The organism is Candidatus Eisenbacteria bacterium (assembly GCA_035577985.1).
GTDB lineage: Bacteria > Desulfobacterota > Binatia > DP-6 > DP-6 > DATJZY01.
In genome coordinates this window covers 1-13,380 of record DATJZY010000094.1, presented here as the reverse complement: position 1 = coordinate 13,380, position 13,380 = coordinate 1, and the positions used below count along the sequence as shown (strand labels likewise).

Genomic DNA, 13,380 nt, shown 5'->3' with positions numbered 1-13,380 from the left:
AGCAGGCATGGCTGCAGTTCGACCTGGACGACATGCTGAAGCTGCGCGCCGGCAACGTGCTCGTGCCGGTCGGCCGCTTCAACATCAATCACGACGACAACCGGTGGGACATCCCGCGGCGCTCGCTGGTCGATCGCGGCGTTCCGGTCCTGCCGGCCGAGGCGGCGTGGAGCGAGCTCGGCGTGGGCTTTCTCGGCGACATCCCGATGGGCGAGCAGGGCATCCTCAGCTACCAGGGCTACGTCGTGAACGGCGTCACGCTCGACACCGAATTCGAGACGGTGCTCGAGTCGCGCCAGGGCGACACCACCAAGCAGGCGATCGAGGCCAAGGTGAGCCCGACCAGCGGCACGTTCGGGCAGGACGTGAAGAACGCCAAGTCGATCACCGGACGTCTCGCCTACACCCCCGCGCTCGGCCACGAGATCGGAGCGTCGGGGTATTGGGGACGGTATACGCCCGATTTCCTCCCCGACGAGGATCTGTGGTCCGCCTCCGTCGACGGCCTGACGGGGTGGGGCCCCTTCGAGCTCGAGGGCGAGTACGTCTACACGCGGTTCGAGGGCATCAAAAACGTCGCGAAGGGCTTCGCGCGGCGGGCGATCGAGCACGAGTCCGAGAGCGAAGCCGGCGACGTCGAGACCGAGGTCGAGTTCGAGCTGGCGGGACTCGCGCGTGCCAAGCAAGGCTACTGGCTCGAGGGACGCTACCGCTTCTGGCCCGCGTTCCTCTCCGACACGTTCCTCGGCCGGTCGTTCACCAACCCGCAGTTCGTGGCCGTGGCGCGCGCCGAGCAGGTGTGGCTCGACGGCCTCGTCGAGGACGTGGTCTTCAGCGGTGGCCGGCTGACCCAGTTCACCGACGAGAACCGCTACGTGAACCGCTTCACCGTCGGGCTCGCGTACCGTCCCGTGCCGCTCGTCGTCTTCCAGCTCGCCTACGAGTACACGATGACGAACGACGGACAGAGCCTCTCCGACGTGACGAACTTCCTGGTCGCGGGCCCGCACGAGGACCACGCGAGCACGATCCTCGTCGGTGCGGCGTTCGGATTCTGACGGAGGCGCCGTGCGATATCTGCTCGTGGCGCTCGCCGCCTGGCTCGTGTTGGCCAACGCTCCCGTTCGATCCGCCGAAGGCGAAGAGGACGAGGAAGGCGATCCGCCGCAGGTCGCCGTCGGCGAGCGGCTCTTCCTCGAAACCCGTTTCGCGCAGTTCTTCGCCGCGAGCTCGGGCGGCAACGTGAATGCCCTGGTGCCGGCGGGGGATCCCGTCATGGCGACGACGATGACGACCAGCGGCGCCATCCCCGGCCCGTTCGCCGGGCAGTCGATGAACTGCCGCGCCTGCCACCTGGTCGACGACGTGAAGGACACGCCGGGCGGGGGCAGCCGGAGCTACGACGACTTCGCGCGGCAGAGCCCGATCCCGCTGCGCGACGACGGGCGCACGACGACGCCGCGCAATTCGCCGACGCTCGTGAACGCGTCGCTCGCCCGCGACCGTCCCTTCGCCCTCCACTTCGACGGCGAGTTTCCGAGCCTTCCGGCGCTCGTGAAGGGCACGATGACCGGCCGGAACTACGGCTGGCTTCCGACCGAGCAGGAGGCAGCCGTCGCGCAGGTCGCGCGCGTCGTCCGCGAGGACGACGGCCTGGGCACGCTCGCGCAATCGGCCGGCGGGACGTATCGGCGCGTTCTCGCCGGGACCGATCCGACGATCCCGAAAGAGCTCCGGCTGCCGCGCAAGTTCCGCATCGACGTCGATGCGGCGACCGACGCCCAGATCCTCGACGCCGTGGCGCGACTCGTCGCCGCGTACGTCGAGTCGCTGGTCTTCATGCAGGAGGACGACGGGTTCACGGGGTCGGCATACGACCGGTTCCTGCTGAAGAACCACATCCCGAACAAACAGGACGAGTTCGAGCCCCAGCGCTTCTACGTGCAGCGGCTGCGCGAGTTCCTGGCCAACAAGGACGCCCCCGACTTCGTGACGCCAGCCGACGGCACCTTGGCGCTGCACTCGCATCCGTTCGCGTTCGGCGCGCAGGAGCTGGCAGGCCTGCGCATCTTCCTCGATCCGAAGCGCGGGAACTGCGCCGCCTGTCACATCCCGCCGACGTTCACCGACTTCGGGCTGCACAACACCGGCGTCACGCAGCGCGACTACGACCTCGTGCACGGCGGCGGCGCATTCGCGCAGCTCGCGATCCCGGCCCTCGCCACGCGCAGCGCGAATCCGGACGCGTATCTTCCCGCGACGGCGCTCCATCCGAACGCGAGGGAGCCCTTGCGAGCCCTCCCGCGGCGGGACGATCCGCGCCACGCCGACCTCGGGGTGTGGAACATCTACCAGAATGCGGACTTCCCCGGCCCTCCGCAGCACCGGCTGGAGAAGCTCGTGTGCGCCTCGCTGAGCTCCACGCGATCGGAGTGCCGCCGCAAGGCGCCGACGCCGTCGGCTCGCCTCGACGCAGCGATCGGTCTCTTCAAGACGCCGGGGCTCCGCGACCTCGGACACTCGGGCCCGTATCTTCATTCCGGCACGCTCGACCAGATCGAGGACGTGGTTCGCTTCTACATCGACGCGTCGGCGGCGGCGCGCGCCGGACGGCTTCGCAACGGCGCCCGCGAGCTGCTCGACATGTCGATCGGCGAGGCCGACGTCGCTCCCCTCTCGGCGTTCCTGCGCTCGCTCGACGAGGACTACGAGTAGCGAGAGGCCCCGGAGGCCTCCGGCCGCCGTTCCCCGGGACGACCTTGCCAGGTCGTCCGACATTGCGGAGAGTCTCTCGCGTGTCACGGGCGAGAGGCGGCGCGGCGTGACGGCCGCGCCGGTGAGTGCGACGTACGATCGTCGTCTGCTCTACGTGGCGACGTTCCTGCGCGCCCTCGCGACGGGATTCCTCGGCGTCGTGCTCGGGCTCGAGCTCGCTGCGCGTGGATTCGGTGCGACCGAGACCGGGCTCGTCGTCGCCGCGGGACTCGGCGGGGCGGCAGCTGCCGTCCTCGTGACGACGCTCGTCGGTGATCGGGTCGGTCGCCGCCGCCTGCTGCTGGCGCTGACGGCGGCCGGAGCCGTCGGCGCCCTGGTCGCGAACGCCGCCACGAGTCTCCCTCTGCTCGTCGCGGCCAGCTTCGTCGGGATGCTCAACGGGATGGGGCGCGATCGCGGTGCCGCGCTGGTGCTCGAGCAGGCGATGCTGCCGGCGACCACGACCGACGCGGGGCGCACGTCGGCCTTCGCATGGTACAGCCTCCTGCAGGACGTCGGGCACGCGTTGGGCGGGCTCGCCGCCGGCCTGGGCGCGGGGCGCTCGCTGCCGATCTATGCCGTGCTCGTCCTGGCGAGCGGCTGTCCGTACCTGCGCCTGTCGCCGGCCCTCGAACCCGATCGCTCGTCGGAGACGACACGGCTCTCCGCCGAGGGCCGGCGCGTGCTGTGGCGGATCTCGGCGCTCTTCTTCCTCGACAGCGTGGCCGGCGGGTTCATTCCGGGCGCGCTGCTGTCCGTCTTCTTCCACGAACGGTTCGGCGTCGGCGCCGGGACGCTCGGGATACTCTTCTTCGCGGCGCGCGCGGCGAATGCGGCATCGCATCTGGGCGCTGCCTGGCTCGCACGCAGGATCGGGCTCGTGAACACGATGGTCTTCACGCACGTCCCGTCGAGCCTCCTCCTGATGACGGTGCCGCTGGCGCCGACCTTCCAGGTGGCGGCCGTTCTCTTCCTTCTCCGAGAGGGTCTGGTCGAGATGGACGTTCCCACGCGGCAGTCGTACGTCATGGCGGTCGTCCGTCCCGAGGAGCGAACGGTGGCCGCGGGCGTGACGCAGCTCGTGCGAGTCGCGGGATGGGCGGTGGGTGCGTTGCTCGCCGGCGCCGCGATGGAGCACATCGCCGCGGCGACGCCGCTCGCGATCGCCGCCGCGCTGAAGATCACCTACGACGTGTGCCTCTACGCTGCGTTCCGGCGCGAGCATCCGCCGGAGGAGCGTGGCCGCGGCTAGCCTCGAGCGCCAGGGTCCGTACCGCCGTTCGGGTGCCCCCACCCCGGGTCCGTGGACCGGTCCTTACGGACTGCTCGGCGTTTTTTCCTTGACGCCGCGCTTCGGCGTCGTTTACGCCGACCGGTGAGGTGCCGACATGAATCGAGCCCGGTGCGTACGGCTGGCGCTCGCGGGTGTGCTGCTGGTGCCCGCGTTCGCCGGCGCCGCGGCGCAAACGAGCGACCAGCAGCGCTGCATCAACGACGTGAACAAATACGGCTCGCGGGTCGCGAAGAGCCAGAACAAGGCGAGCGTCGCCTGCGTGCAGAATGCCGGCCGTGGGCTGACCTTCCGGCTCGGCGTTCCCCCGCAGGCGCAGACCGCGCAGGACTGTCTCACCAACGACGTCGGCGGGAAGATCGCCAAGGGCACGCTGAAGCTCCAGGACCGCGAGGCACGGAGCTGCCTCGCCGCGCCCGAGCAGCTCCCGGGCTTCGGCTATGCCGGCGCGGCCGCCGTCGACGGGGCCGCGCGCGCGGCCGGTCTGGCGATGGTGGCCGGGCTCTTCGGGCCGAACCTCGACGCGGCGATCGTCTCCTACGCCGCCGACTCGGACGGAGCACGCTGCCAGTACGAAGTGCTGCGCTACACGACCGAGCTGTTCTACGCCATCTGGAAGGAGGCGCTGACGGCGAAGAAGAACGTGCTGCGGGGGATCGGCCGCCTGACTGGGACGGGGCCCGTCGCGTCGGCTGTCGACCTCCAGAGCGACATCGCCGCCACCATCCAGGCCGACGCCAAGGGGAAGATCGCGCGCTCCGCCACCCGCCTGCACGACAAGGCGCTCCAGCGCTGCACCGGCGTGCCGACGCCGCTCGCGCAGATGTTCCCCGGCGCCTGCAGCGCCTCGCCGTCGCCCGTCGAGCTCGGCACGTGCGCCGAGGGTCTCGCGCGCGGGCGGTTCTATCAGTCCCTCGCCGGCGCCGACGCGCTCGCGATCGACTGTGACCTCACCGACGACGGCTTGGCCAACCTCTCGTGCGAGTCCGCCGAGCTGCGCGAGCACGTGCTGAACCGCATCGGCTACGGCCCGGATCCATGGACGCGCGCCCGCATCCAGCAGCTCGGCGTCACGGCGTACATCCAGGAGCAGCTCTCGCCGGCGACGATCGACGACAGCGCCACCGATGCGGAGCTGGCGCAGTTCCCGAGCCTCACGATGACGTTCCAGGAGCTGCGCGCGAACTACGCGAACAATCCCGTCCCGCCGCAGCTGGGCCTCGGCGTCATCGCGCGCGAGCTGAAGCAGGCCAAGGTGATCCGCGCCGTCATGAGCCACCGCCAGCTCGCCGAGGTGCTCGTCGACTTCTGGCAGAACCACTTCAACGTCGCCGCCGGATCGAGCCAGCGCACGAAGTACGACATCAGCCCGTACGATCGCATCGCGCTGCGTCCGAACGTGCTGGCGCGATTCGAGGATCTGCTGGTGGCGGACGCCAAGTCGCCGGCGATGGGCGACTACCTCGACAACCGGCGCAACCGCGTGAATGCCATCAACGAGAACTACGCCCGCGAGGTCCTCGAGCTGCACACGGTGAGCGTCAACGGTCCCTACACCGAGACCGACATCCCCGAGCTGGCGCGCTGTCTCACGGGCTGGGAGGAGGACTACGCCAATGCCGTCGACGGCTTCGAGTTCCGCGCCAACTTCCACGACCAGGGCGCGAAGACGGTGATGGGTGTGTCGATCCCGCCCAACGGCGGCATGAACGATGGCCTCACCATGTTCGACTTCCTCGCCCACCATCCGAGCACGGCGCAATTCATCAGCCGCAAACTGGTCATCCGGTTCGTGTCGGAGAATCCGCCGCAGCGGCTGGTCGACGAGGCCGCCGGCGTCTTCCTCGGCACGGGTGGCGACCTCCGCAGCGTGATGGAGACGATCCTGCTTTCGCCCGAGTTCCTGTCGTCGCCGCAGTACCGCAAGGCGAAGGTGAAGCGACCGCTCGTCTTCTTCGCGAGCCTCATCCGCGCGGTCGGCGCCGATCCGACCACGTTCAACAGCAACACGGTTCGCAATCGCGTCGCCGACCAGGGCGAGGACCTGTACGACGCCGGTCCGCCCACCGGCTACCCCGACACGTCGGGCTATTGGTTCTCGCCGGGCACGGCGCTGAAACGCATGAACGAGGCCGAGGCAGTGAGCCGCGGCTCGTACGGCCTCGACTTCACGTATCCCGTGGTCGGCGGCACGTCGGAGGAGATCATCGACGGGCTCACGAGCGGCCTCTTCCTGGCTCCGCTCTCGAGCCCGACGCGCGAGATGGGGCTCGGCTTCCTGGACATCCTGCCGGAGCCGGTCGTCGCGACGCGCATCGAGCAAGCCGCGGCGGTGCTCCTCTCGAGCCCCGAGTTCCTGACCCACTGAGGACGAGGTGACGACATGATGCTCACGCGCAGACAGATCCTCCAGTCGGCTGCGGTCGGCATGACGGCCTTCCTCCTCCCCCCATGGGCGCGCAAGGTGCGGGCCGCGGGCACCGACCCGGTGATCGTGTCGATCTTCCAGCGCGGCGCCTGCGACGGGCTCAACACCGTCGTGCCGGTCGGCGATCCCTTCTACTATTCGAGCCGGCCGACCGTGCAGATCGCGCCCGGCACCGAGCTTCCGCTCGACGCGTTCTTCGGCCTGAATCCCGCGTTCGCCGACCTGCAGACGGTGTACGCGGCCGGCGACCTCGCCTTCATCCACGCCGCCGGCAGTCCCGATCCGTCACGCTCTCACTTCGACGCGCAGGACTTCATGGACCGCGCGGCGCCGGGCAACAAGTCGATCGTCGACGGATGGCTCAATCGATACCTCGGCGTCGCAGGCGGTGGCCAGTCGATCGCCGGGATCAGCATCTCGTCGGCGAAGACGAAGTCGCTCGTCGGACCCGCGCCGGCCCTCGCCTTCGAGTCGATCGCGGGCTTCACGCTCACGGGCAACTGGGCGAGCGAGCGCCGCATCGCGCTCGAGGCGCGCTACGAGATCGTCCCCGGGCTGGTCGGCGGTACCGTGGTCGATGCGTTCGAGGCGATGGACATCGTTGCCGGCGTCGATACGACCACCACCGTCACGTATCCCACCGGCGATCTCGGCGCCGCCCTCAGGGACGCCGCGGCGCTCATCAAGGCCGACATCGGTGTCAAGGTGATCGCGGTCAACATCGGCGGATGGGACCACCACACGAACCTGCTCGCGAACCTGGCCTCGCTGGGCGCCGAGCTGTCGGCGTGCCTGCGAGCGTTCCACGACGACCTCGGCGCCGACCTCGGACGCACTCTCACCCTGGTGATGACCGAGTTCGGCCGGCGCGTCGACGAGAACGGCGGCGACGGCACGGACCACGGCCACGGGGGCGTGATGATGGCGATGGGCGGCGGCATCGCCGGCGGACGCGTGGTCCTGAAGGACGGCCAGTGGCCGGGTCTCGCACCCGCCAACCGCTTCATCGGCCAGGATCTCCAGGTGACGACCGACTTCCGCGACGTGTTCGCGGAGGCCCTGAATCGTCACATGGGGCTCGCGGTGCCGTCGATGGGGCCGATCTTCCCGGGTTTCTCCGCGAGCGCGTCGCGGTTCCCGGGGCTCTATGCCTGACGTCGGGCCGCGTCGAGCTCCTCGGCCACGCGCTCATCCTGCGCGCTCATCGCCGCGACGTCGACGTCGGCGAAGCCCATGATGCCCATCTCCTGGTAGGCTTTGCGGATGCGCGGGCCCCAGAGACCGATGTCCTTGATCGTGGGGACGATGCGGCTGAAGAGCGCGGAGCGATAGTTCTGCATGAAGCCCGACTCGAGCATGTGGGCGGCACACTCGTCGACCGGAAGCCCGAGCGTGGCCCACACCTCTTCGGCCTGGAAGCGATCGCGCATGAGGTAGCAGGCCTCCACGGCGAACTCCTCGCGCTCGTCGCGCTCCTTCTCGGAGAGGGTCGGGTAGTAGTCGCGCAACGCGAAGCGGCCGAAGGCCACGTGACGCGCCTCGTCCTGCATGACGTAGGCGTTGACCGATGCCGCGAGCGGGTTCTGCGACTGGTCGCGGATCTGCGCGAAGGCGGCGAGGGCGAGACCCTCGATCAGGACCTGCATGCCGAGGTAGGTCATGTCCCAACGACTGTCCGAGATGACGTCGTCGAGCAGGCGCTTCAGCGTTGGCGTGATCGGGTAGGCGAGCTCGAACTTCTCGTGCAGCAGGCGGGAGTACGACTCGACGTGCCGCGCCTCGTCGACGACCTGCGTGGCGGCGTAGAACTTGGCGTCGATCATCGGCACCTGCTGGACGATCTTCGCGGTGCAGATGAGCGCGCCCTGCTCGCCGTGCAGGAACTGCGAGAGCTGCCAGCTCTGGAAGTGCCGGCGCAGGTTTGCGCGCTCGGCGCGACCGAGCCGCCGGAAGACGTCCGACGCGAAGATGGGGATGGACTCGTCGGGCAGCTGCTCGGGGTTCTCGGGATCCAGGTCCTGGGACCAGTCGATCCGCGTGTCGGCGTCCCACTGGCGCTGCTTGCCCTTGGTGTAGAGCTTCAGCAGCGCGTCGCGTCCGTCCTGGTACTCCCAGCGGAAGGTGGTGTCGAAGGTGCCCCGAACGTCCCAGCGGTCGGCACCTGCGGAATAGGCGTAGCGATCCCGTGTGGTCATGCGATGTCCCCCGTTATAGGGGAGTGTCGCCCGTGGACCCGGTGATTGGCAACTCGATTCCGAAGACCGCGTCGGCGAGGTCGGGGGAGAGGTCCGCGCAGTCCCGATCGGTGTTCCAGGGGAGGAGCACCAGGGGCCGCCGTGCTCCGAGCGCGGCGAGCTGCGCGGGAACGCCGTCGCGGTGCTCGAGATGTCCGCGACCCATGATCCCGACGACGATCGCGCGTGGCGCCGACGCGAGCGCGGCCACCAGCGCCTCCGCCATGGCGCGATCCCAGGTGAGCTGGGCCTCAACGAAGCGATCGAACGCGCCGTCGTCGGCCTTGCCGGGGCGGTGCGCCTCCCATGCTTCACGGAGATGCTCGCGGTAGGCGGTCGTGGCGGGAGCGGGATCGCCGACGCCTTCGCGCTCCTCCTTCGGTATGGCGCTCCACCCCCCGCGGCCGACACGGGCGACGAGGCCGCGCGAGACGTTGAGCCCGCGCATCGGCACCCGGTGCATGCGCGCGAAGTCGAACAGCCCCTGATAGAGGTCGGGATCGAATCCCCACACGTGTGCCCAGTCGGTCTCGCGCAGGAACTGCTCGCGCGTGCTCTCGCCGCCGACCCAGCGAGCGAGCGCCGGGGCCGCGGTCTGCGGGAACATCTCGAACCCCAGCACGAGCTCGTCGGCGACGCCCGCGAGCGCGGCGATCACGTGGAGCTGCCAGGCATGCTGCGCGGCACGATCGTGATCCTCGCCCAGGAGCACGAGGCGCGACGCGCGCGCCCGGGCGACCAGATCCGGGAAGGGGACGGCGAAACCCGTCGCGGGGTCGATCCATCGTCCGGCGGGGACGCACGCCGACGGCGCCGGAGGCGGGGCCGGTTGGACGCTTGGGTGACGGACACCACACGCGCTCGCGGCCAGGGCGAGCGCCGCGAGCGCCGGCCGAACCGCGCGCACTCGCGCCTGGCTACTTGTGGAGCTGCTCGGCGAGGTATGCCTTCTCGCCCAGCTGCTTGACGAGACCGAGCTGCGTCTCGAGCCAGTCGAGGTGGCTCTCCTCGTTCGTGAGGATGCCTTCCAGCAGGTCGCGAGAAGCGTTGTCACCCTCGGCGACGCACAGGGCGATCGCCTTGTTCAGCCGGGCGACGGCCTGCACCTCGAGGTCGAGGTCGAGCTTGAATTGCTCGGGGACGGTCTGCCCGACGCGGACACGCCCGAGCTTCTGGAGGTTCGGCACGCCTTCGAGGAAGAGGATCCGTTCGACGAGCTCGCTCGCGTGCTTCATCTCGTCGATCGACTCGTGGTGAATCAGTTCGGCGATCCGGTGGAAGCCCCAGTTCTTGCACATCTTCGCGTGCAGGAAGTACTGATTGATGCCGACGAGCTCCGCGGAGAGGACGTCGTTCAGGACGTCGACGACCTTCTTCTGCCCCTTCATGATCCCCGGTTACCACAGGGGTTTCACGAGGGCCAGATCGCGCTATGCAACCTGCTGCTGGCGCGAGGCGTCGATGTGCAGCTGCAGCTCGGCGCGGCAGGAGCCGCAGTCCGTTCCGGCGCCGTCACACCGCCGGGCGAGCTTGTCGAGCGAGCAGGCGCCGCGACGGATCGCGTCGACGATCTCGTCCTGGGTCACGCCGCGGCAGATGCAGAGGATCATCGCTCTCGATCGCCTCGAGAACGAGCGTAGCGATTTTGAAAATCGTTTTCAAGACCCTTCGACGCGAGGGAAGAGAGGCTCGGGTGGGAGGGTGCGATGCCCGGGGGGGAAGGCCGAGCCCCAGGCCAGGTCGAGCTCCGGCAGCCGATCCTCGGAAAAACCCAGGTAACGCACGAGCTTACGAGCGGTCTCCGGCGTGAAGGGCTCGACCAGCTGAGCCGTGACCCGCAGAGCCTCGCAAAGCTCATGGAGGATCGCCCCCACCCGCGGCCGCTTCGCCGTGTCCTTTGCGAGGGTGAACGGCGCCGTTTCGGTCACGTACTTGTTGGCGTGGTCGATCGCCCGCCACAGCGCCTCGAGCGCGCGATGGAAGGCGAAGTCGGCGACGTGGGCCTCGAGCTCCCGCCGCGCGTCGGCGAACGCCCGGCGCAGCGCCAGGTCGACGGGCTCCGGGGCGAGCGGCTGCAGGACGCCGCCAAAGTAGCGCTGCTGCATGGCGAGGACGCGGCTCGCGAGGTTGCCGAGCCCGTTGGCGAGGTCGGCGTTCAGGCGTGCGACGAGCCCGTCCTCGCTGAAGTCGGCGTCGCCGCCGTAGGACTTGTCGCGCAGGAGATAGTACCGGAGCGCGTCCATCCCGTAGCGGTCCTGCATCTCGGTCGGCCGCACGACGTTCCCGACGCTTTTCGACATCTTGCCGCCGCCCATCTGCCAGTAGCCGTGGACCGCGAGCTGCCGGTAGATGGGCAACCCCGCCGCCATGAGCATCGGCGGCCAGTAGATCGCGTGCGTCTTCAAGATGTCCTTGCCGATGATGTGGTGCGCCACGTTCCAGAGCTCCGGCACCCCGGCGGCGTGGAGCGAGCTCACGTACGAGAAGAGAGCGTCGAACCACACGTAGGTGACGTAGCGATCGTCGAACGGCAGCTCGATGCCCCACGTGAGCCGCGCCTTCGGCCGCGAGATGCAGAGATCGCCGATGGGCTCGCGCAGGAGCGCCATCACCTCGCGACGGTAGCCCTCCGGAGTGACCATCTCCGGGTGTTCCTCGAGCAGCCGCGAGAGCCGCTCCTGGTACGCGCCCATGCGGAAGAAGTAGTTCTCCTCCGTGATCTCGGTGGGCGGAGTCTGGTGATCGGGACAGAGGCCGCCGACGAGCTCGCGCTCCTGGTAGAAGCGCTCGCATCCGTAGCAGTAGAGGCCGCTGTACCGGTCGAAATAGATGTCGCCGCGCGCATGGATCTCGGTCAGAACCTTGCGGACGAAGGCCGTGTGGCTCGGATCGGTCGTGCGCACGAAGTGATCGTAGCCGAGGCCGACGGTGTGCCAGGTGGATTTGAACGCCGCGCTGATCTGGTCGACCCACGCCTTGGGCTCCATGCCGTGCGCGGCGGCGGCCTGCGCGATCTTGTCGCCGTGCTCGTCGGTACCCGTTACGACGAATACCCGCCGACCGCGTGCACGCCAGAAACGCGAAAGCGCGTCCGCGACGATCAGGGCCGACGCGTGACCGACGTGGGGTTCGGCGTTCGCGTAGAAGATCGGCGTCGTGAAGTAGAGCGGGGCGATATCAGGCATCGTGGCGTCGTGCGACGAGATCCTCGAGCGTCGCCTCCACGCGTCCGCCGTCGCCCTCGAGCTGGATCGCGACGGTCTGCTTCAAGATGCTCTGGGCCACGACCTTGCCGTTGCCCTTGACGCTCTCGACCGTCGCGCCGATCGCCGGGAGCCCGCGCTTGAGCTCCACGTACGTCTCGTACTCGTAGCGCAGGCAGCACTTAAGGCGGCCGCATTGGCCGGCGAGCTTCGCCGGGTTGAGCGAGAGGCCCTGCGCCTTCACCATCTTCACGGAGACGGCCTGGAACTCCCTCAGCCACGAGGAGCAGCAGAGCTCGCGGCCGCAGACGCCGACGCCACCCGCCACCTTCGCCTCGTCACGCGCACCGATCTGCTTCACCTCGACGCGGGTGCCGAACGCCTGGCCGAGGTCCCGCACGAGATCGCGCAGCTCGAGCCGGTCGTCCGCGGCGATGAAGACGGTGACGCGCGAGCCGTCGAACGCCGTCTCCACCTTGACGAGCTTGGCCGGAAAGCGCCGCGCCCGGAGCGTGTCGAGGGCGGTCGCCCGCAGCTCGCGCTCCTGCTGTAGGTTCTTGTCCTCGCGCGCGAGATCACGCGCGTCGGCCTTCTTCACGACGCGCTGGAGATGCCGGTTCGTCGGCCGCCGGGTCGGCGGCAGGACGACGGTGCCGAGCGTCGGTCCCCGCTCCGTTTCGACGAGCACGCGGTCGTCGCGATGGAGGATCAGCGGACCCGGGTCGAAGTCGTAGACCTGGCCGGCCGGACGCAGCCGGACGCCGACGACCAGAGGATGTTCGCTCGAAGCGGGCTCGTTCGGGGTCGACATGAGATGTCAGGTGGCCGCGCTTCGCTCGATGTGGCGCAGATGGAGCAGCATGGTTTCGAGCGCGAGCGCGCGGTTGGCGTTTCGTTCGACGGCGCGGATCGTATCACAGGCCGCGTCGAGTGCACGCAGGACGGCGGTCGCCGCAAGGCGGCTCGCCGTCGCCCGCAGCGGCGCATCTGCATCGGCGTTGCGGAGAGCGGCCTCGGATCCCTCGACGACGAGCCCGAGGACGTCCCGGTACCAGGTGACGGCCGTTTCCAGCGCCACGTCGGCGTCGTCGCGCGCGAGCGCCTGGGCAGTCGCGGACAGATCGGCGGCGGTCGCCTGGGGGAGGGTGGCGAGCTGGTCGAGCATCCGGGCGCGCGCCGCGCGGTCGGGATCGTCGAGAAGGGCGAGCGCCCGGCCGGGCGATCCGCCCGCGCGAGCCACGGCCCCCGCTCGCGCTTCGGCAGGAGCGCCGCGCGCGATCAGGATCCTCTCGACGAGCTCTGCGGGCAGGGGATCCAGGCGCAGGCGCTGGCAGCGCGATCGCACGGTCGGCAGCAGGAGCGAGGCGTCGGTCGCTGCGAGCAGGAGCACGGACGCCCCGGGCGGCTCCTCGAGCGTCTTGAGGAGCGCGTTCTGGCCATGCTCGTTCAGACACTCGGCCTCCTCGATGA

At 69.4% G+C, this 13,380-nt stretch carries 12 protein-coding genes; 5 read left to right on the top strand and 7 right to left on the bottom strand.

Annotated elements, in window-relative coordinates; genetic code table 11:
- From VMS22_13370 to VMS22_13350, 5 genes are all read left to right on the top strand, one after another.
- Window positions 1–1,058, top strand: a 1,058-nt coding sequence (locus VMS22_13370) for a hypothetical protein (protein HXJ35016.1), incomplete at its 5' end; no start/stop codon positions are given.
- A 10-nt stretch (window positions 1,059–1,068) separates the two neighbouring features.
- Window positions 1,069–2,715 (top strand): hypothetical protein, encoded by a 1,647-nt coding sequence (locus tag VMS22_13365; GenBank protein HXJ35015.1) that lies wholly within the window; start codon window positions 1,069–1,071, stop codon window positions 2,713–2,715.
- Window positions 2,716–2,821: 106 nt separating this feature from the next.
- Window positions 2,822–4,006 carry an MFS transporter gene (locus VMS22_13360; protein HXJ35014.1) on the top strand — a complete coding sequence of 395 codons (1,185 nt, stop codon included), beginning with the start codon at window positions 2,822–2,824 and terminating at the stop codon, window positions 4,004–4,006.
- Between the two features lie 136 nt (window positions 4,007–4,142).
- The gene (locus tag VMS22_13355; GenBank protein HXJ35013.1) at window positions 4,143–6,413 is read left to right on the top strand and encodes a DUF1800 domain-containing protein; all 2,271 of its coding nucleotides are present in this window, start codon (window positions 4,143–4,145) and stop codon (window positions 6,411–6,413) included.
- A gap of 15 nt (window positions 6,414–6,428) precedes the next feature.
- A complete protein-coding gene (locus VMS22_13350) occupies window positions 6,429–7,628 on the top strand; it encodes a DUF1501 domain-containing protein (protein ID HXJ35012.1) in 1,200 nt (399 codons plus the stop codon).
- On the opposite strand, the gene VMS22_13345 is transcribed toward VMS22_13350, so the two are convergent.
- The 7 genes from VMS22_13345 to VMS22_13315 form a co-directional block, all read right to left on the bottom strand.
- The gene (locus tag VMS22_13345) at window positions 7,619–8,668 is read right to left on the bottom strand and encodes a ferritin-like domain-containing protein (protein HXJ35011.1); all 1,050 of its coding nucleotides are present in this window, start codon (window positions 8,666–8,668) and stop codon (window positions 7,619–7,621) included. The two genes, VMS22_13350 and VMS22_13345, sit on opposite strands and share 10 nt — an antisense overlap.
- Before the next feature lie 13 nt (window positions 8,669–8,681).
- A complete protein-coding gene (locus tag VMS22_13340) occupies window positions 8,682–9,614 on the bottom strand; it encodes a ChaN family lipoprotein (protein HXJ35010.1) in 933 nt (310 codons plus the stop codon).
- A gap of 10 nt (window positions 9,615–9,624) precedes the next feature.
- On the bottom strand, window positions 9,625–10,095 hold the full coding sequence (gene bfr, locus VMS22_13335) for a bacterioferritin (GenBank protein HXJ35009.1): 471 nt from the start codon (window positions 10,093–10,095) through the stop codon (window positions 9,625–9,627).
- A gap of 42 nt (window positions 10,096–10,137) precedes the next feature.
- Window positions 10,138–10,317 carry a (2Fe-2S)-binding protein gene (locus tag VMS22_13330; GenBank protein ID HXJ35008.1) on the bottom strand — a complete coding sequence of 60 codons (180 nt, stop codon included), beginning with the start codon at window positions 10,315–10,317 and terminating at the stop codon, window positions 10,138–10,140.
- A gap of 48 nt (window positions 10,318–10,365) precedes the next feature.
- A complete protein-coding gene (gene metG, locus VMS22_13325) occupies window positions 10,366–11,892 on the bottom strand; it encodes a methionine--tRNA ligase (protein HXJ35007.1) in 1,527 nt (508 codons plus the stop codon).
- Entirely contained in the window at window positions 11,885–12,721 is an 837-nt protein-coding gene (ricT, locus tag VMS22_13320; GenBank protein HXJ35006.1) for a regulatory iron-sulfur-containing complex subunit RicT, read from the bottom strand. The genes metG and ricT overlap by 8 nt, the downstream gene beginning before the upstream one ends.
- Before the next feature lie 6 nt (window positions 12,722–12,727).
- The coding region (locus VMS22_13315; GenBank protein HXJ35005.1) for a DNA polymerase III subunit delta' C-terminal domain-containing protein at window positions 12,728–13,380 on the bottom strand (653 nt) is incomplete at its 5' end.